Annotated in this window: 17 protein-coding genes; 1 reads left to right on the plus strand and 16 read right to left on the minus strand. The window is 46.4% G+C overall.

The window, feature by feature from the left end:
• Positions 1-58: 58 nt before the first annotated feature.
• The 3 genes from ACYQ2E_RS04100 to ACYQ2E_RS04110 all read right to left on the minus strand — a co-directional run bounded on the left by ACYQ2E_RS04100 (position 59) and on the right by ACYQ2E_RS04110 (position 2,085).
• Entirely contained in the window at positions 59-382 is a 324-nt protein-coding gene (locus tag ACYQ2E_RS04100; protein WP_460016796.1) for a PTS sugar transporter subunit IIB, read from the minus strand.
• A 209-nt stretch (positions 383-591) separates the two neighbouring features.
• Entirely contained in the window at positions 592-1,344 is a 753-nt protein-coding gene (locus ACYQ2E_RS04105; protein ID WP_460016797.1) for a MurR/RpiR family transcriptional regulator, read from the minus strand.
• A 144-nt stretch (positions 1,345-1,488) separates the two neighbouring features.
• A complete protein-coding gene (locus tag ACYQ2E_RS04110; protein ID WP_460016798.1) occupies positions 1,489-2,085 on the minus strand; it encodes an ATP-dependent Clp protease proteolytic subunit in 597 nt (198 codons plus the stop codon).
• A gap of 198 nt (positions 2,086-2,283) precedes the next feature.
• Between ACYQ2E_RS04110 and ACYQ2E_RS04115 the strand changes: the two genes are divergently transcribed.
• On the plus strand, positions 2,284-2,814 hold the full coding sequence (locus ACYQ2E_RS04115; RefSeq protein WP_460016799.1) for a hypothetical protein: 531 nt from the start codon (positions 2,284-2,286) through the stop codon (positions 2,812-2,814).
• Positions 2,815-2,857: 43 nt separating this feature from the next.
• Here the strand turns inward: ACYQ2E_RS04115 and ACYQ2E_RS04120 are convergent, their stop codons facing one another.
• The 13 genes from ACYQ2E_RS04120 to rlmB all read right to left on the minus strand — a co-directional run bounded on the left by ACYQ2E_RS04120 (position 2,858) and on the right by rlmB (position 17,397).
• Positions 2,858-4,123, minus strand: a complete 1,266-nt coding sequence (locus ACYQ2E_RS04120) for an FtsW/RodA/SpoVE family cell cycle protein (protein WP_460016800.1) — start codon at positions 4,121-4,123, stop codon at positions 2,858-2,860.
• A gap of 93 nt (positions 4,124-4,216) precedes the next feature.
• The gene (locus tag ACYQ2E_RS04125; RefSeq protein WP_460016885.1) at positions 4,217-5,419 is read right to left on the minus strand and encodes a multidrug efflux MFS transporter; all 1,203 of its coding nucleotides are present in this window, start codon (positions 5,417-5,419) and stop codon (positions 4,217-4,219) included.
• Between the two features lie 162 nt (positions 5,420-5,581).
• Complete coding sequence (coaE, locus tag ACYQ2E_RS04130) at positions 5,582-6,172, minus strand: dephospho-CoA kinase (protein WP_460016801.1); 591 nt, start codon at positions 6,170-6,172, stop codon at positions 5,582-5,584.
• Positions 6,173-6,236: 64 nt separating this feature from the next.
• The gene (gene ileS, locus ACYQ2E_RS04135; RefSeq protein WP_460016802.1) at positions 6,237-9,020 is read right to left on the minus strand and encodes an isoleucine--tRNA ligase; all 2,784 of its coding nucleotides are present in this window, start codon (positions 9,018-9,020) and stop codon (positions 6,237-6,239) included.
• A gap of 350 nt (positions 9,021-9,370) precedes the next feature.
• Positions 9,371-10,204, minus strand: a complete 834-nt coding sequence (locus ACYQ2E_RS04140) for a DivIVA domain-containing protein (RefSeq protein WP_460016803.1) — start codon at positions 10,202-10,204, stop codon at positions 9,371-9,373.
• 2 nt (positions 10,205-10,206) lie between these two features.
• On the minus strand, positions 10,207-10,995 hold the full coding sequence (locus ACYQ2E_RS04145) for a YlmH family RNA-binding protein (protein WP_460016804.1): 789 nt from the start codon (positions 10,993-10,995) through the stop codon (positions 10,207-10,209).
• A 1-nt stretch (position 10,996) separates the two neighbouring features.
• Positions 10,997-11,257 carry a YggT family protein gene (locus ACYQ2E_RS04150; RefSeq protein WP_460016805.1) on the minus strand — a complete coding sequence of 87 codons (261 nt, stop codon included), beginning with the start codon at positions 11,255-11,257 and terminating at the stop codon, positions 10,997-10,999.
• A complete protein-coding gene (locus ACYQ2E_RS04155; RefSeq protein ID WP_460016806.1) occupies positions 11,257-11,922 on the minus strand; it encodes a cell division protein SepF in 666 nt (221 codons plus the stop codon). The genes ACYQ2E_RS04150 and ACYQ2E_RS04155 overlap by 1 nt, the downstream gene beginning before the upstream one ends.
• A gap of 234 nt (positions 11,923-12,156) precedes the next feature.
• Positions 12,157-12,831: a YggS family pyridoxal phosphate-dependent enzyme gene (locus ACYQ2E_RS04160; RefSeq protein ID WP_460016807.1), complete on the minus strand. Its 675-nt coding sequence runs from the start codon at positions 12,829-12,831 to the stop codon at positions 12,157-12,159.
• Positions 12,831-14,066, minus strand: a complete 1,236-nt coding sequence (ftsZ, locus tag ACYQ2E_RS04165; RefSeq protein WP_460016808.1) for a cell division protein FtsZ — start codon at positions 14,064-14,066, stop codon at positions 12,831-12,833. Before ftsZ ends, ACYQ2E_RS04160 begins: the two co-directional genes overlap by 1 nt.
• A gap of 153 nt (positions 14,067-14,219) precedes the next feature.
• A complete protein-coding gene (ftsA, locus tag ACYQ2E_RS04170) occupies positions 14,220-15,590 on the minus strand; it encodes a cell division protein FtsA (protein WP_460016809.1) in 1,371 nt (456 codons plus the stop codon).
• Positions 15,591-15,761: 171 nt separating this feature from the next.
• Positions 15,762-16,634 carry a DegV family protein gene (locus tag ACYQ2E_RS04175; protein ID WP_460016810.1) on the minus strand — a complete coding sequence of 291 codons (873 nt, stop codon included), beginning with the start codon at positions 16,632-16,634 and terminating at the stop codon, positions 15,762-15,764.
• Positions 16,635-16,656: 22 nt separating this feature from the next.
• The gene (gene rlmB, locus ACYQ2E_RS04180) at positions 16,657-17,397 is read right to left on the minus strand and encodes a 23S rRNA (guanosine(2251)-2'-O)-methyltransferase RlmB (protein ID WP_460016811.1); all 741 of its coding nucleotides are present in this window, start codon (positions 17,395-17,397) and stop codon (positions 16,657-16,659) included.
• Between the last annotated feature and the right edge of the window lie 61 nt (positions 17,398-17,458).

The raw sequence follows: 17,458 nt of genomic DNA on the forward strand, positions 1-17,458 counted from the left end.
ATTTTTTATTAATAATGACTTTCTTCCTGCATAACGAGAGTAAATCTGCAGGAACTTTCTAATTGCCCATCAGCTTTTCAGCCTGAGCGAGAACTTTATCGCCTCTCATCATGCCGTAATCATGCATGTTGATGACATCAAGCGGCACACCAGCTTCATCAGCTGTCTTTTTCAGCTCGGCTTTCAGATAAGCAACCTGAGGACCAAGCAGGAGAACATCCGGCTTTGGCGTTACATTCAGCAGCCTCTGCGCCACAGATGTCGCATTAGCGGAAATTTCGTAATCCTTTCCTTGCAGCTTCGCAGCATCCATCATTCTCTTGGCCAAAAGTGAAGTTGACATTCCGCCAGCGCAAGCAAGTGCAATGATTTTATCTGCCATAATTTTTCCTTTCTGTTTTTAACTATTTGAATTACAAATTTATAATAGCGCTTTCCCTTCTTTTTTACAAGATAATTTTTAACTAAAAAAATTTGTTCCATAAAAAATAACAAATATTTTATCTAAATAATCCCCGCGATTGAATTAAGGGAAAAGAAAAAACCGAATTAACATTCGATTTTGACTGTAGTGATAGCGAAAAACAGACTTTATAAAATAATTGAGTTATTGGAAATCTGGTGCGTTCGATAAGCCAGCAGCTCCAGCAAAGCAAGCGCTGGAATCTGTGTAGTTAATTTCACGTCACCTTTTGGCGTTGCATATTCATTGAGAACATTGTAGGACAAATCAATGTCGGCCATCTTTGAAAGGGGAGATTTTTCGTTATTGGAAATAGTGATAAGAAAAGCTCCCGAGCGTTTAACAGCCATCGTTTCCTGGACAACTTCCAAAGTTTCTCCAGATACAGATAGAACAATGGCCACAGTATCTGCAAACTCATTTACGCCGACAGGCCGGAACATATCGCTGAACGCGAAAGCAGAAATTCCCAAATTACTGAAATAGCGCGCACCATATTGACAAAGGGCATCGGAAGTACCAAGTCCAAGAAAAACTGTGTATTTAGAGTTCGCAATCGCAGTCGCGGCTTGATTGACCTTCTTCTGACTTGCAGGTTCAGCCAGCTGTTTCCAGAATAAATCTAACGAAACTCTGGATTTATAACTTTCATCAACTTTGCTGAATTCAGCCTCTTTGGATTTAAGGTAATATTTCAAATCAGCCCAGCCTTTGAAGCCAAGCTTAGAAGCAAGACGCACAATAACCGTGGTGGAGGTATGAATGGTATCTGCAAACTCACGAATAGTCATGTTCTGGACTTTTTCCGGCTCGCAGTTGATGTAGTCAAAGGCCAGCATTTCTAAGTCATTGAGTTTTTTAACAGAATTCGTATCAAACATTTCTCCTCCTTGAAATAGCATTCGCGCAAGCGCTCGGCTAGACCTTTCACTCTCAATTTGTGACAACTGTGAGTAGGTAACCCTAACCCAGTAAAATTCAGTATGCAAATGGGAAAGCATCGCTTCCCCATTTCAATTCTTTAATTATTTTAAATCGTTTCTCTCTAAGATTTCATCGATAAAGCCATAATCCAGCGTCTCCTTCGCATCCATCCAGTGGTCGCGCTCACAGTCCGCATGAACCTGCTCAATCGGCTTGCCCGAATTATCCGCTAAAATCTTCTCCAGGCGGTCACGCGTCTTCTTAATCGAGTCAGCAATAATCTGAATATCCGTCTGCTGCGTTCCTTGGCCCGCACCGCCCATTGGCTGGTGAATCAGGTACTCGGCGTTCGGCAGCATGAAACGTTTGCCTTTCTGACCGCTTGAGGCAATGATGGTGCCCATTGAAGCAGCCATTCCCATGACGATTGTCTGGACGTCAGACTTGATGAAGTTCATCGTGTCAACGATGGCAAGTCCCGCAGAAACAGAGCCGCCAGGTGTATTGATGTATAGATAAATATCTTTTGTATTGTCCTGCGCATCCAAAAACAGGAGCTGGGCGATAATCGCATTGGCCATGCCGTCTTCTACCTGGCCTTGAAGCATGATGATGCGGTCTTTCAGAAGCCGGCTGTAAATGTCATAGGCGCGTTCGCCGCGGCTTGATTGTTCAATAACTGTAGGGATTAATGTCATATTTATTCTCTCCTTTGGAATGGCATTCGCCCGAAGGTTCGGCCATCTTTCAAATTTGTGATAATCTATTATAACTCATTGGTCAAGAAAGGTCAAAGATTATGAATTGAGCAAAATTATTGAAACAAAATTACTGAAAATTCTGTTTCTGGTAAATATTCCTTGAAATTTACAGCGCTTCCCTGTATAATGGACGATATGGATACTTCTGTACTACTTGCATTTTTGAGCGGATTTGTTTTAGCCTGTATTCTTTTTGTTCTGGCTTTCTTTCTTTATTTCCGTTTTGATGAAAATCGTTACAAAAAAGGACTCGCTGCTGAAAAACTTCATCTTGAGATTGAAGTCCGCCGCAATCTGAACATCAAAATCATAGAGATTCTCAACCGGCCTGTGTCAGAAGCCGACCGAAATCTGGTCGACCCGCGCGAGGATGTCAAGATAGCTTTTGCGGACTACCACTTTTTAAAGAACTATACTTCTTTGCACAATCTCTACATACCTGTCTATTTCATGGACCAGTTTTTCAAAAATCTGTCCAATCATCTGGCGGTTTTTGAGGATGCAGACGATTTAAAAAACGGCGGTTACATTTTCCGCGACTCACGCCGTATCTTCGAAGACTTTTCCGTTGTCATCACCGATGAAATGGAAGCCAAGAAGAAAGAGCTTGAAACGATGAAAAATGTTTACCCGAGCATTCTGAAAAAACAATACTTTAAGATTTAATATTTACATAAAAAGCCCGTCACTAGGCTTTTTTCAATTCAATTTATCTCCATTTACGATTGTTCTCACGCTGCTTGAGCAAATAATTTTCCTCGGCTTTGAGCTCCAGCAATTTCTCGTGAGCCGAGGCATTCAACGCCAATGCAATGGCGATGGACAAAACAAATAGCGAAGAGCCGCCCTGACTCAAGAATGGAAAGGTAACGCCCGTCTCAGGAATCAAGCCGATGGCGCCCCCCACATTGACAAAAGTCTGAACCAGCAGCATCGAGCTAGTCCCAATACAAATCAGTGCATTAAACGGATGCCTTGCTCGGATTCCCACCAGCAGAATGCGCAGAATCAGGAAGAACAGGACCCCGAGCACGATAAATCCGCCGATAACACCCAGTTCCTCAACCACAATCGGGAAAACGAAGTCCGTCGAAGCATAAGGCAAATAGCCCTTTTTTTCAATTGAATTACCCAGACCAAGCCCCGTCCAGCCGCCGTTTGAAATCGCATAGTAAGAATTCGCCAGCTGCTTACCATAGTCATTGATACCCATAAAAGGGTCAATCCAAGCCTTGAAACGATTATTCTGATAAGTCAAACTGGCCAAAAACTTCGGAACGATATTTCCGCCCGTCACGCGCACAAGGATATAAAAAGCCACAAAAGCCGCCAGTAGAATTCGCGCAAAACCTGAAGCCCACCTATAAGAAATCCCGCTGGTTGCAAGCATAATCAGCGCAATCGCAATACAAATAATGGCATTTCCGAAATCCGGCATGATGATAACCGCAGCAATCAACAGAACAATCCAGCGGCGCCAGCCCGTAAACAGATTGGAAATCAGCCCCTTCTTCGGAAAAAGCTCCTTAAAATCATTCTGGGCAATTTTCTCCTGCCGATGCGTAAAAATCAGCGCCAGATACCAAATCAGAAAGACCTTCAGAAATTCCGCCGGCTGAATCGTCCCAAGTCCGCCAGGCAATGGAATCCAGCCGTGCGCCCCATTAATCGTCGGAAAAACAAAACGCGCAGTCAAAAGCAAGATTCCCTCAACAATAACAAAAACACCCAGCAGCACATTCAACTGGAAAGTCCGGATATTAATGCGGTAAATCAGCAGCATCATCACCAGAGACAACAACAAAAAAGCCGCCTGTGAAATCGTCTGCTTATAAATACTGCCGCCGCTGGTCAATTGCTCTGGGACAGTTACCGAAAAAACTACCACCAAACCAAAAATAGCCAAAATCAGATATGGCACGAGGATGGAGTAGTCTAAAAAATTGGATTTACTTATTTTTTCGGGTTGCTGCATATATAAAAAGTCCTTAAAAGCTAAGGACTATTATATCATAAATTTGAATTTTCTCCGAATCAGCGAAAATCGTTTAACGCCGAATTCAACGTTTTATTCAGTCAAACTGCGCTTGCCGAGGAACTTCCGAAAATTGACAAATGACCAAATCAGATTGACCACGATAAAGCCGGTCGTCACCACAATTGCCGCACGGAAAGAGAAAGCCCCGGCCACAGTTGAGCCGACCAGCGAACCCACAACCATACCTAGATTTGAGAAGGTCTGATTATAGGCAAAGATACGGCTGATACCTTCACGCGGCGTGATTTTGGACAACAGCGAATTAACTGACGGCATGAGCGCACCTGTGCCGAAACCAAGCAAGAAACGCAGAATTCCCAGCATCAGCGCACTGTGAATCATTGACATGGGAAGATAGACGATAAAAGTCCAGACTAAACCGATTAAAATCAGACGATGATTGCCGATTCTATCGCCAAGCTTGCCCAAAGCAGTCGAAGACATCAGCGAAGAGAATCCGACGCAAGAAACGATGACACCGGAAAAGAAGACCAGATTCGGCAGATTCGGACTCAAATAACGCACATACAGCGTCACAAAAGGCTCGATCGACTGTGTAGCAATTTGCAGAATCATGCTGGTCACAAAAAGACCATAGAGAATCTGACGATTCGGAATCTTCGCCAGAATTTCCCTGGTAGAAATCAGATTTCCCTTTTTGACCGGCTCAAAGTCCTCATGCACAAAGAAAACCGTCAACAGCGTCACAATCAGCAAAAGCAGCCCCGTGATATAGAAAACCTCGCGCATGCCCACCATCTGGGCCAAACCGCCGCCAATGAGCGGCCCAATCAGAGAACCGGCGATAGAACCCGTCGCCAGCGTACCAAGCGCATAGCCGGACTTGCTGCGAGGCACCTGACTGGCAATCATCGCCGTCGCATTTGGAATGTAACCCGAGAATAAACCGTTCAAAAGCCGAAGCAACAATAGAATCCAGACATTCGGCACAAAACCGAGTCCGCCGATTGTCAGGGTCATAATGGCCGAAGCCCGCACCATCATGAGCTTGCGGCCATGCAAGTCAGCCATGCGTCCCCAAACAGGTGCAATCAAGGCCGAAGCCAGCGTCGTCAAAGCAAAAGCCAGACCGGAATAAAAAGTTGCCTGAGTCGTAGATTTGACCCCCAGCATTTCAATATATAATGGCAAAAACGGCATGACCAGCGAGAAAGATGCACCTGTTAAGAAACATCCGAACCAAGTAATGACTAAATTCCGCTTCCAGTCCACCTTTTGTGAGACTGGCCCTTCTTGTTGCCGTGAAACTTCTTTTCTTTTACCTTTCGTAAAATTCACTTCCTTTTCTTTTCTTTTCTTTTTTCTTGTTAAATATGCCTAATAGGCAGAACTGCCTGCCACACAACACTCAAGCAAAAACGGTTGTGACCAGTTTCACAATCGTTTCAATTGCTCAAGAATCTGCAGTCTCAGGTCAGACAGCGTTGCAGAATTATCCAGTATCACATCCGCCAGCCGCAGCTTTTCGGCCATAGGCATCTGACGCGCAATACGCGCAGCCGCTTCCTCCCTGCTTAGCCCTGAACGGCTCATCAGACGCTCAATTTGCACATCTTCAGGGACAGTAACCAGCCAAATCTCATCAAACAATGATTCATAGTGCCCCTCAAATAAAAGTGGTATGTCCATGAAAAATGTCTGCTCAGAGCGCGTAATTTCGGCCGCACGACGTGTTTCCAGTTCCTGGCGAATCAACCTACCCTGTAAGTCCGACAGCTGCTTATAAGCCGAATTATCGTTAAATACAAGGTCCGCTAATTTTTTCCGGTTCAATTGTCCATCCGTCTCAAAAAAATCTGAGCCGAATTTCTTGAAAAGCGCCTGATAAAGCGTGCCGCCGGGCCTCTGCAGCTCATGCACCACAGCATCCGCGTCAATAACCACAAAGTCCAATTCACGCAAAATCGACGTTACCGCCGATTTACCAGTCGCTATCCCTCCAGTTAAACCAATGATTTTTTTCATAACTATAAGTATAGCATTTTTGGAAAAAATTAATAACTACAAACGGCCCGAAATGTCCAAAAAATTAAGACTCGAATTCTTTCAACTCAGGAAACTCTTTTTGGACAATTTCCACACAATGCGCACATAAGCTCGGAAATTCTGCTGACCGGCCAACTGTCAAATCTATTCGACGGCAGCGCTGGCAGACCTCGCCGGATGCTTTCTCGACAACGATATCCAGCCCGTCAAAGCGCATGGCGTTTTCTGGCGCTGTCAGCTCCTCAGTCCCAGCCACCTTAAACTCGGACACAATCAAGAGCAGTGCCGCATCTTCTTCAATGGCCTCCATCAGGACGCGTGTGGGCTCATCAGGATAAACAGTCACGGAGGCTTCCTGAGAGCGGCCGATGAGCTTCTCTTCTCGCGCATTTTCCAAAGCCTTCAGCACCTTATCGCGGAAGTCGCGGAAAGCCGACCAGTTGTCCATCAAATCGCCCAGTTCACCATAGTTTTCAGGCTCGGGCATCTCTGCCAAATAGACAAAGGCCTCTTCTTCGCTGTCCAGATAAGTCCAGATTTCCTCGGCTGTGTGCGGCAGAATCGGCAGCAGGAGCTTCGTCAAATCGACCAGGATTTTGTAGAAGACCGTCTGCATGCTGCGGCGGGCCAGAGACTTAGCCGGTTCAATATAAACCACGTCCTTGGCAAAGTCCAGGTAGAAGCCGGACAAATCTGTCAGGAAATTGGTCACTTCCTTGTAAACTGTCATGAAACTGTATTTGTCATAAGCCGCGCGAATCTTGCCGACCAGCTCGCTGAACTTAACCAGCGTATACTTGTCCGCACCGCCCAGCTCAGCAAACGGCACCGTATCAGCCTCAGGCGCAAAATCAAAAGTATTGGCAATCAGGAAGCGCATGGTATTGCGAATCTTCTTGTACTGCTCAGCCACCTGATTCAGAATGCCCATCGACACGCGCACATCGCCCTCATAGTCAACCGAAGCCACCCAGAGCCGCAGAATATCCGCACCTAGCTTTTTCGTCACCTCAGCCGGCAGAATCGTGTTGCCCAGCGACTTGGACATCTTGCGTCCCTGTCCGTCCAGCACAAAGCCCTGCGACAGCACCGTCTTATATGGCGCAATGCCGTTTACCGCCACAGACGTCGTGATTGAGCTGTTAAACCAGCCGCGGTACTGGTCTGAGCCCTCAAGATAGAGATCAGCCGGATAAGACAGCTCCGGACGGCTGTTGAGCACCGCATTCCAGCTTGAACCAGAGTCAAACCAGACGTCCATGATGTCATTTTCCTTGGTAAATTCACCGTTTGGCGATGACGGATGCGTAAAGCCTTCAGGCAGCAGCTCTTTGGCCTCATGTGTAAACCAGTAGCCCGAGCCGTGCACAGCAAAGAGGTCCGCCACATATTCAATCGTCTCATGCGTAATAATCGGCGTGCCGTCTTCGCCGTAGAAAATCGGCAGCGGCACACCCCAGGCACGCTGACGGCTGATGACCCAGTCGCCGCGGTCGCGCACCATATTGTACAGACGCGTCTTGCCCCACGGAATCACCCAATTCACACGCTCAACCTCATCCAAAATCTGCTGGCGGAACTTATCAATCGACGCAAACCATTGCGGCAGCGCCCGGTAAATCACAGGCTTCTTCGTGCGCCAGTCATGCGGATAACTATGGACAAAAGTCTCAAAATAGAGCAAAGCGCCGTTGTTTCGCAGCATCTCCAAGACCTCGTCCTGTACTTTGGCGTAAAATTGTCCAGCAAACCCAGGAGCTTCCTCTGTGAAATAACCCTGATCGTTGATATCTTCAACCACCGGCAGCTTGTACTTACGTGAGTAGAAATAATCATCCTCGCCATGACTTGGTGAACTGTGCACCAGGCCCGTCCCAGACTCCAGCGTCACATAATCGCCCAGCATCACCAGAGACTCCCTATCGTAGAATGGGTGCATCGCCGTCATATTTTCAAGCTCAGAACCTTTGATGGTCTGCAGAATCTCAAAATTCTCCCAGCCCAGCTTTTGAGCAGTCGTCTCCACCAAATCCTTAGCCACCAGGAACTTGCGGCCATTGACAGCCACCAGCGCATAATCATAGTCAGGGTGCACAAAAATTCCGCGGTTTGACGGCAGCGTCCAGGCCGTCGTCGTCCAAATCACAAACTCCGTGTCCTCAGGCAGCTTACCCTGAGTGTCTTTTGCCTTGAAAGCAATAAAGAGCGAGGGCGATTCCACATCCGCATACTCGATTTCCGCCTCAGCCAGCGAACTCTCCGAAGACGGCGACCAGTAAATCGGCTTCGCCCCGCGGTAGATATAACCTTTCTCCGCCATTGCGCCAAAGACGCGGATTTCCGCCGCCTCAAACTCCAGCTGCAGCGTAATATAAGGATGCTCAAAATCGCCTAATACGCCCAGCGACTTGAAATCTTTACGCTGTAAATCAACCTGCTCCATCGCATATTGACGGCAGAGCTCCAGATACTCGCCGCGCGGCATTTCCTTGCGCTTCACACCCTTTTTAGCCAGCTGCTGCTCAATCGGCAGACCGTGCGTGTCCCAGCCCGGCACATAAGGCGCACTGAAGCCAGCCATTGACTTGTAGCGCACAATGATGTCCTTAGAAATCTTATTCAGACTGTGTCCCACATGAATATTCCCGTTGGCATAGGGAGGGCCGTCGTGCAGTGTATATGCGGGTTTTCCTTCGTTTAAGCCTTGGCGCAGCTCATAGAGATGCTTCTCGTCCCAGTCTGCTTGCATAACAGGTTCTTTCGCTGGAAGGCCTGCACGCATAGGGAATGCAGTCTGGCCGAGATGTAGTGTATCTTTGATTTTCATTTTCTATTTCCTTTTTATTAACTGAGTTCAGCACGCCTGAAGCTATGAAATTAGATGAAATTGGAACCTGGCTTGCGCCAGAACCCAATTTCCCTAAATTTCTACGCTTCAAAACGGGCGTGCTTCACATCTTAATATAAAAAAGTCTTTCGCCTAAAAAGGGCGAAAGACCGCGGTACCACCTTTATCTTGGCAGAAACTGCCAAATCTCACAGCAGGTAACGTCTGCCAAGCGCTCAGACTTACTGATTTCAGCCTGAGTTCATATCAGAGGATAGAATTTTACAAGTGACTGCGGAGTTCACAGCAGCCTCCGCTCTCTTTAAGTGTTGATGAATTCTTTGTTCTGATTAATTATCGTGTTTGTCGTAACTGAAGTTGATATTACTGCCGAGGTTCATGGAAGTATCAGACTCTTCTTTCTGATTCCCTGATTTTACCTCAGGCTGTATGGGCTGTGCAGGTTGCACCGATTGAATGGGTTGTGCAGGTTGAGCAGGTTGTACAGATTGTATCGTTTGCTCGGGCTGCGCACTCAAAGCTTGGGCAAAGCTTTCCAATGTTTCTGGAGCTTTTTCACCCTCACGTACGATTTCCTCACCTTTTTCGTTAATCGGAAAAAAGTTCTGGTTCGTGTGCTCAATGATATCGCGAAGCTTTTCCTCAGTATCGCCAACGTAAATCGGCGACGGCTTCAGTGTTTCTTCCCAGTCAGTTGACTTGATATTTGCCAATTGACCTTCAATCAGCATGGTCACACGCTGATAATAGCTGCGCATACCGCGCTTCAGCTCATCTGATTCATTGACCAGGCGGCGTGCCTCATCATACGTAGACTGCAGGATTTGACGTGCCTCACGATGCGTTGCTTCAAGAATCTGGTCGCCACGCTGCGAAGCATTACGACTAATGCGCTCAGCCTCAGATTCAGCTTGGGCTTTAACATTGTCAGCCGTTTCTTGCGCCACCAAAATCGAACGGTTAAGAGACTCTTTCATATTATCAAAGTCTTTTAAACGCTCCTTCATGCTCTTAATTTCACGGTCATTGTCTTTGATTTTCTGTGTCATCTCATCGTAATCGCGGATAACAATTTCCAGAAATTCATCAACTTCCAGCCTATCGTAACCACGAAACTTAGTGGTGAAAGTTTTGTTTTGAATGTCTAAACTATTCAGCGCCATACTTACCTGCCTTTCCGACTGAGGATGCTTGAAATCTCAATCTTCATTTTATCTTTTTTGGTAACGCCAAGCAAGCGAAGGAGCTTGACACGTCCATATCCGCGAATAGAAATCATGTCGTCTTCGCTCAGTAAATAATCTGACTTGATAATTTCGCTGTAATTCACCTTTACCTGACCTGATTGTACCATATTTGCGGCCAAATTGCGAGAAATATTAAGGCTCGCGGCGATTATTTTATCAAGTCGTAAACTGGAGACAAGGATAACAGAGTTTGTAGACCCGCTCTCAACTGTCAGTGCTTCACTCAATGGAACTATTTTCAGCTTGACTGCAAGATTGCCGATTTTTTGAATGCTGCCGATGAAATGCTCAGTCAAATGTCTGCTGGCATAAAACTGAGCTCGGCCGTTACTAACCAGTATATCACCGATTTCACGGCGGTTAAGACCCGTTTCGCCCAGCAGTGTGCCTAAAATCTGGCGATGGGAAATCTGACCGAACTTGTTTGGAAATTGAATCTCAATTAAGGCTAAATCAAAATCTTTCTGCTCCAATTGATAATAATCCGGTGCCAAAATCACTTTCTGAGACTCTGCTGCCGTAGGCTGGGAGAAAAACTGTAACTCTTCAGCATTGGCCAAAGCTGCTAAAATATCGCGTTCGCGCGGATTCAAAAAATAAGTGCAGCGGAAAGTCTGCCTATCAGCAACCTGTCGAATCCAGTCGAGCCCTTTATCAATAAAATCCCGCTCAGACGGCTGATAATGCTGATAAATTTCCTCAGCCATGTCAGAAAATCAGCACTAATAAACGCTGTACAAGCATAAGAACAATAAGTCCCAAAAGAACCTGAAAATCAAAAACTCCGAAACGTGTCGGAATCTTATCAAACAGGCTCAAATAAGGCCGCACTATCCGATTTATCCAATATCCAAAGCGACTTTGTGAGAGTCCAGGCAGCCATGACATGACTGCGTAGATTACCAAAATCCACATGTAGATGCTAATCAGCTGATAAAGACCGTAAATAATATAATATAAAATCATCATTAGTTCGAAGTTAAATCAAAGTTCTCAAAACCTTGACCGCCGGAAGCTAAGAGGCTTTCTCTTGCACCATCAACGCTCACACCGGTCGGCGTTACCAGAAAAGCCTGACCGCCAATATTTTGAATATCGCCGTCAAGGATGTATGCCACGCCTGTCAGGAAGTCAATCGAACGGCGCGCCTGCTGGTCAGCCATGTTCTTGAAATTGACAATCAGAGTCACACCGGACTTGAGCTGGTTGCCCATTTCCATGATGTCTGCATAAACATGCGGCGATGTCATGGTGATGCGTGAAGTGCTGTTTGCAACAGCCGCATTTGCACGCGTTAAAACATTTGACTGCGAGGGTGAGCTCACATAAGCCGAAGTTCCCATACCAGAATTACCTCCTACAGTTCGCCTCACGGCCGATACAGATGGAGTCACGGTTGTTTGCGGCTGACTTTGTACAGGACGCGGACGCGGCTGGGTAGCCTGCGAATGAACCGGCTGCTGCGCCACTGGACGCTGCTGAACCGGCTGAGGACGAGACTGGAACTGCGGCTGAGGCTCTGGTTCAGGGCGAACCGGCTGCTCAACGACGGCTTCATCGTCATCATAGTCATAATCATCTTCGTCTTCTACAAAATAGTTACGTAGTTTATCAAACTGATCTCGTAAACCCATTGTTGCTCCTTTGTATAGCGTTCGCGACAAGCGCTCGGCTTTGATAAATAATGTTTGTGCGTCAGTTTTAAAATTACGCTGCAAACCTAATTCTTTTAAGTAAGTGCTTTTACAAGCTCAACTTTTATTCCTTCACCATCACGTCCGCTGCGTTAGCAGAAAAATAATCATGTGACAGGTTTTAGTTCTAGAAATAATAATATCATAAATCAGCAGATTTTCTCAACATTGTGATTATTTTAAGAAATCGTGTCCGATGCGAACCATCGTGGCACCCTCTTTGACTGCAATCTTATAATCACGCGACATTCCCATACTTAACTCAGTACACGGACAATTCGGCAATGCCAGACTGCTGATTCTATCTCTCAACTCACGAGTACTGCTGAAAATTCTGGACAACTCTTCATCATCTGCATCAATCGGCGCCATGGTCATTAAACCAATGATAATCAGATTCGGCAGTTCATTCAGCTGACGAGCAGTTTCCTCAAGCTGAGCTGGTTTAAAGCCATGCTTTGATTCCTCACCGGAAACATTGACTTCAATCAGGCACTTGACTGGATGCACAGCCCGCTTAGATATTTCCTGCGCGAGAGCGATAGAATCTAATGCATGAAAAGTGTCGATAGAATTAATAATCGTTTTGACCTTACGCCGCTGCAGATTACCAATCAAATGCCAGCGAATATTTGTCAAATCTGATAAATCCGCTTGCTTCTGCAGCAATAATTCTGCCCGGTTTTCCGCCAAATCCAGAAGACCAGACTCTGCAAATTCACGCGTCACGGCTGAATCACTGTATTTAGTCACAGCAATCACTTTCACTGAGTTTTCAGCACGCCCTGCATCAGATCCCGCCTGACGGACAGAATCCAAAACCCGCGCAATTGAACTTTCCAGAGACATTAGCGGTTACGCAGGAATGGCGGCGTATCCAAATCATCATCATTGGAGTTAGGGAAACCGCCGAATGTGTTGATTGAAGTATTAGGCACTGAAGTAACATTTGGCCGCGATGGTGTTTGCGGTGTTTCACGACGCATGTCCCAGTCGCCGAATGCACTTGGCTGATTGATTTGCTGTGAGAAGTCATTTCCGCCGGTCGTTCTCTGACGATTAGGCACTGTGGAATCGAACTGATTATTGCGGGCCGTGTTGTTGATGCCGGAGACGCGTGCTACTTCATCGCGCGAAACGCCTGTTGCCACAACAGTAACACGGATTTCGTCCTTCAGCGTTTCATCAATTGATGTACCAAGCAGGATGTTCACATCGTTGCCGGCTGCTGAAATCACGATTTCTGAAGCATCTTGTGCTTCTGTCAAGGTCATGTCCATGCCGCCGGTCACGTTCAAGAGCACATTTTCAGCGCCTTCAATGGTCGTCTCAAGCAATGGTGAATAAATTGCCTTACGAGTGGCTTCAAGCACACGATCTTCACCGGCAGCCGTGCCGATTCCCATCAGCGCATCGCCGCGTTTTTCCATGACAGTCTTCACATCTGCAAAGTCAAGGTTAATCATACCCGGATTTGTAATCAGGTCTGAAATACCTTGTACACCTTGACGAAGGACATTATCTGCCTCGCGCAAAGCTTCTGCCAGAGGCGTCTTCTTGTCCACGATTTCCAGCAGGTTATTGTTGGAAATAATCAGGAGTGTGTCCACGTTTTCACGCAAATCTTCAATTCCCTGAGTGGCGAAATATGAACGTTTTGAGCCTTCAAATCCGAATGGACGCGTCACAACTGCGACGGTCAGAGCGCCAAGCTCCTGAGCCACACCTGCAATCACCGGTGCAGCACCTGTACCAGTACCGCCGCCCATACCGCAAGTCACGAAGACCATATCTGCACCGCGAAGTGCTTCTGTAATCTGCTCGACAGACTCTTCAGCCGCCTTACGGCCGACTTCGGGCTTGGCACCAGCACCCAATCCGCGGGTAAGCTTCGGACCAATCTGAATCACTCGGTCAGCCTTAGACAAGCGAAGCGCTTGAACATCTGTGTTGGCCGCAATAAATTCTACGCCGGAGACGCCTTCTTCAACCATCCGGTTGATGGCATTTCCGCCGCCGCCGCCGACACCGATAACTTTTATAACCGCGCCGGTTGTACTTTCTGTGTCAAATGAAAATTCCATTTCTTCTCCTTAATGAATAGCGTTTACTGCAAGTTGACTAACTGCAGAACATTTGCTTTAAATCATGTAAATCACTTTTGAGCATTCACTTTAGTAATGAACAGCATCAAATAATCCACAATAGCTTAGAAATGAATCTAAGCTTATTTCCTGTTAGTCAAACATATTCGTGAGGAACCCACGTACGCGATCAACAAGTCCTTCCTTATCTTCTTCTGGTTCCTGAGTCTGTCTTGGACTCGGAATAACCGGCTCCGGCTCTTCGTAATAGTCTGTTTGAGCAGGGGCAGGGGCAACCGGCGCTACAGGAATCTGAGGCTGCACAATCGGCGTCTCATAAACCGGAGCTGGCGCAGGCACATCTCCCATCACCGCACGAGTGACTAAAATCTCAATGTCACTTCGGCCGCTCACATAACTTACAATTGAAATCACTTGCGCATAGGCAGGATTACGAAGTCCTACTTCTGTCGGCACATAAAGTCGGACAGGTTGTTCAAAAACACGTTGCGCCACATCCATAATGCCCGGCATTGCTGCTGCACCGCCAAATAAAACTACACCACCAGGAAAATCATCCACACGGTTCATTTCCAAATCCTGACGGATTTTTTCGAAAATCTGCGCCACGCGAGCCTCAATGATTTGTGACAAGTAATATTCACTGACCTGTTCAGGCTCTGGACGGCCGACCATATCTACCAGAAAGAATTCGTCTTGGCTGGCACGTTCAGTTGAAGCCTCGCCGTAATTCAATTTTATATCTTCGGCAGATTTAACAGATGTATTCAGAACATCGGAAATATCTTTTGTGACGTAATCGCCGCCTTCCGGCCGCCAGTTGACATAACTCAGTGTATTGTCTCTGACTGCTGCCACGGTTGTCTGGCCAGCGCCAAGGTCAATCATGACCGTACCAAATTCACGCTCCTGGTCCGTCAGCACGCGCTTGGACAATGCCAATGGCGAAACCACAATATTGCCGACTGAAAAACCGGCACGCTCAACAGAGGAAATAATGTTATGAATCAGCGTTTTAGGGCCTGTGTATAGCAGTCCTTTCATTTCAAGACGCACGCCCAGCATGCCGCGAGGGTCAGAAATCTCTGAAAAGCCGTCAACGACAAACTCTTTCGGCTCAACCGCAATGATTTCACGTTCCGGCACAAGTCCGCGCACCAGCGCATTCTGCACCACTTCAACCACATCATTATCCATGATTTCTTTGCTGCCGCCGGAAATTTGAAACATTCCCTGGCAAGGCTCAATCTGCAGCTGATTAGCAGGAATCGCTACGTTGACAGTATCAATGACGATTCCTGCCTTTTCCTGAGCGGCATTCACTGCTTTACGGATTGACATGGCTGTCTTTTCAATGTCAACAATGATCCCTTTACTTAGGCCATCTGATTTGGCATTACCATTTCCAATGATATTCATTTCGCCCGAAACATACTCGGCCACCAATACTTTGATTGTGTTGGTACCTATGTCTATTCCTGTATAAAGACCATTTTTTGCCATAAAAATGGCTCCTTCCCTTGTTTTGAAACTTTAAAACTCTGCACAAAGTTCCAAAATAAAATATACTCATAATGTATTTTACCAGAAAAAATGCAAAAAGCAAGTTTTTGTGCTAATTTTTCACTCTATTTTTTCAACATGTGGAAAACTTAATTGTGGATTTTGTGGAAATTATTGACGCTCTGTCTTAGAAACTGAGAAGATTGCAATCGTCCCAGGACCTGTATGTGCACTGATGACGGGTCCGAGCGGTCTGATGTCAACCGTTATCTCCGGCAGCGCCTTGAGAAATTCTTCTTTAGCTGTTTCAGCCAAATCTGATGAACCAGAGTAAGAAACAATGATGCGCGGATAATTTTCGTTGTCAATACCGTCAAGTGTGTTTTCAATCAATGTGCTCAGCGCCTTCTTCGTTCCGCGGGCTTTTGAGACAGAGCGCAGGTGACCCGTAGGGTCAACGTCCAGCACCGGCTTAATGTTTGCCATCGTACCGAACACGGCCGCCGCCTTAGGAATTCGTCCGCCGCGCGCGAGGAAATGAAGGTCGTCAACCATGAACCAGCTTCTGACACGTGGAATAAGAGTTTTCAACAGTTCCACAATTTCTTCCACAGTTTTTCCTTCATCACGCCATTTCACTACTTCCTCCAGCAGATAGCCCTCGCCTGAAGCGGCCGCCAAACTGTCAATCACAGTGATTTTGGCTTCTGGAAATGATTCCAGTACCGACTCGCGTGCGATGGTTGCTGATTGAAAAGTGCCAGAAAGGCCAGATGAGAAGGTCAAATAAAGTACTTCAATACCTTTTTTGGCGTACTCCAGGAACTTCTCTTCGGCCTCACCTATCCCGACTGCAGTGGTAACGGCACGCGCTCCCTTCACCATTTCGGCCAGCAGCTGGTCAGAAGTAATCCGGCTTTCTCCCACAGTTGTGAAAGTTTTCTCGCCGATGACAATACTCATATCAAACTCGACAAGCTGGTCTTTTTGGATGATTTCAACTGGTAAATCCGCCGTTGCATCCGTCATTAACTGAAAATTCATAATTTCACCCCCAATTTCTAAATCAATTTGCAGTTTTTCTGTAGATTTCATACATCAGAATGGCTGCCGCCACACTAGCATTAAGACTTTGCACATGCCCCGTCATGGGAATGGTTATCATCTCGTCTGCCTGTTTTTTCAATCCGGCAGAAATTCCTGAGCCCTCTGAGCCAATGATTAAGGCAATTTTCCCAGAAGTGTTCCAGGAGCGGTAATCTGTGCCATTCACATCCGTTCCAAATATCCAGAAACCTGCTTCTTTAAGCTTCTCCAAAGTCTGTGACAGATTTGTCACACGAACAACCGGCACATGCTGCAGAGCGCCCGTTGAAGCTTTAACTGCCGTTGGTGTAATTCCGACCGAACGATGTTTAGGAATAATGATTGCGTCTACTCCAGAGGCATCCGCAGTTCGGGCAATTGAGCCTAGGTTATGCGGGTCAGTCAACTCGTCTAAAATCAGGATTACGGCCGATTTTCTGTCTGATAAATCTGCCAGAATTTCTGCAAGTTCTGCATAAACAAATTCTGACACAAAGGCCGCAAATCCTTGGTGAACTCCATTTTCCGTCATTTTTGACAGTTGGTTTTTTGCGAGCCAGTCAATTTTGACAGACTTGCTGCGAGCCAAGGCTTTGATTTTATCTACATTTTTGCCGCGCAAATCCTCCTGGACAAAGAGTTTATTTACTTTTCCAGCCTCAAGGGCTTCAACAACGGCGTGCAGGCCATAAATCACATCAGAATTTTCATTTTTTGACATAACTTATTATAGCAAAGTTTGCCCCAGACTTCACGATTTACTCTCTTTTTCGGCTTAAAAA

It is taken from the genome of Lactovum odontotermitis (assembly GCF_054658595.1).

Coding starts and splice junctions, on each gene's coding strand:
- ACYQ2E_RS04100 (WP_460016796.1), bottom strand. CDS start 382: ATGGCAGATAAAATCATTGCACTTGCTTGCGCTGGCGGAATGTCAACT.
- ACYQ2E_RS04105 (WP_460016797.1), bottom strand. CDS start 1,344: ATGTTTGATACGAATTCTGTTAAAAAACTCAATGACTTAGAAATGCTG.
- ACYQ2E_RS04110 (WP_460016798.1), bottom strand. CDS start 2,085: ATGACATTAATCCCTACAGTTATTGAACAATCAAGCCGCGGCGAACGC.
- ACYQ2E_RS04115 (WP_460016799.1), top strand. CDS start 2,284: ATGGATACTTCTGTACTACTTGCATTTTTGAGCGGATTTGTTTTAGCC.
- ACYQ2E_RS04120 (WP_460016800.1), bottom strand. CDS start 4,123: ATGCAGCAACCCGAAAAAATAAGTAAATCCAATTTTTTAGACTACTCC.
- coaE (WP_460016801.1), bottom strand. CDS start 6,172: ATGAAAAAAATCATTGGTTTAACTGGAGGGATAGCGACTGGTAAATCG.
- ileS (WP_460016802.1), bottom strand. CDS start 9,020: ATGAAAATCAAAGATACACTACATCTCGGCCAGACTGCATTCCCTATG.
- ACYQ2E_RS04140 (WP_460016803.1), bottom strand. CDS start 10,204: ATGGCGCTGAATAGTTTAGACATTCAAAACAAAACTTTCACCACTAAG.
- ACYQ2E_RS04145 (WP_460016804.1), bottom strand. CDS start 10,995: ATGGCTGAGGAAATTTATCAGCATTATCAGCCGTCTGAGCGGGATTTT.
- ACYQ2E_RS04150 (WP_460016805.1), bottom strand. CDS start 11,257: ATGATGATTTTATATTATATTATTTACGGTCTTTATCAGCTGATTAGC.
- ACYQ2E_RS04155 (WP_460016806.1), bottom strand. CDS start 11,922: ATGGGTTTACGAGATCAGTTTGATAAACTACGTAACTATTTTGTAGAA.
- ACYQ2E_RS04160 (WP_460016807.1), bottom strand. CDS start 12,831: ATGTCTCTGGAAAGTTCAATTGCGCGGGTTTTGGATTCTGTCCGTCAG.
- ftsZ (WP_460016808.1), bottom strand. CDS start 14,066: ATGGAATTTTCATTTGACACAGAAAGTACAACCGGCGCGGTTATAAAA.
- ftsA (WP_460016809.1), bottom strand. CDS start 15,590: ATGGCAAAAAATGGTCTTTATACAGGAATAGACATAGGTACCAACACA.
- ACYQ2E_RS04175 (WP_460016810.1), bottom strand. CDS start 16,634: ATGAATTTTCAGTTAATGACGGATGCAACGGCGGATTTACCAGTTGAA.
- rlmB (WP_460016811.1), bottom strand. CDS start 17,397: ATGTCAAAAAATGAAAATTCTGATGTGATTTATGGCCTGCACGCCGTT.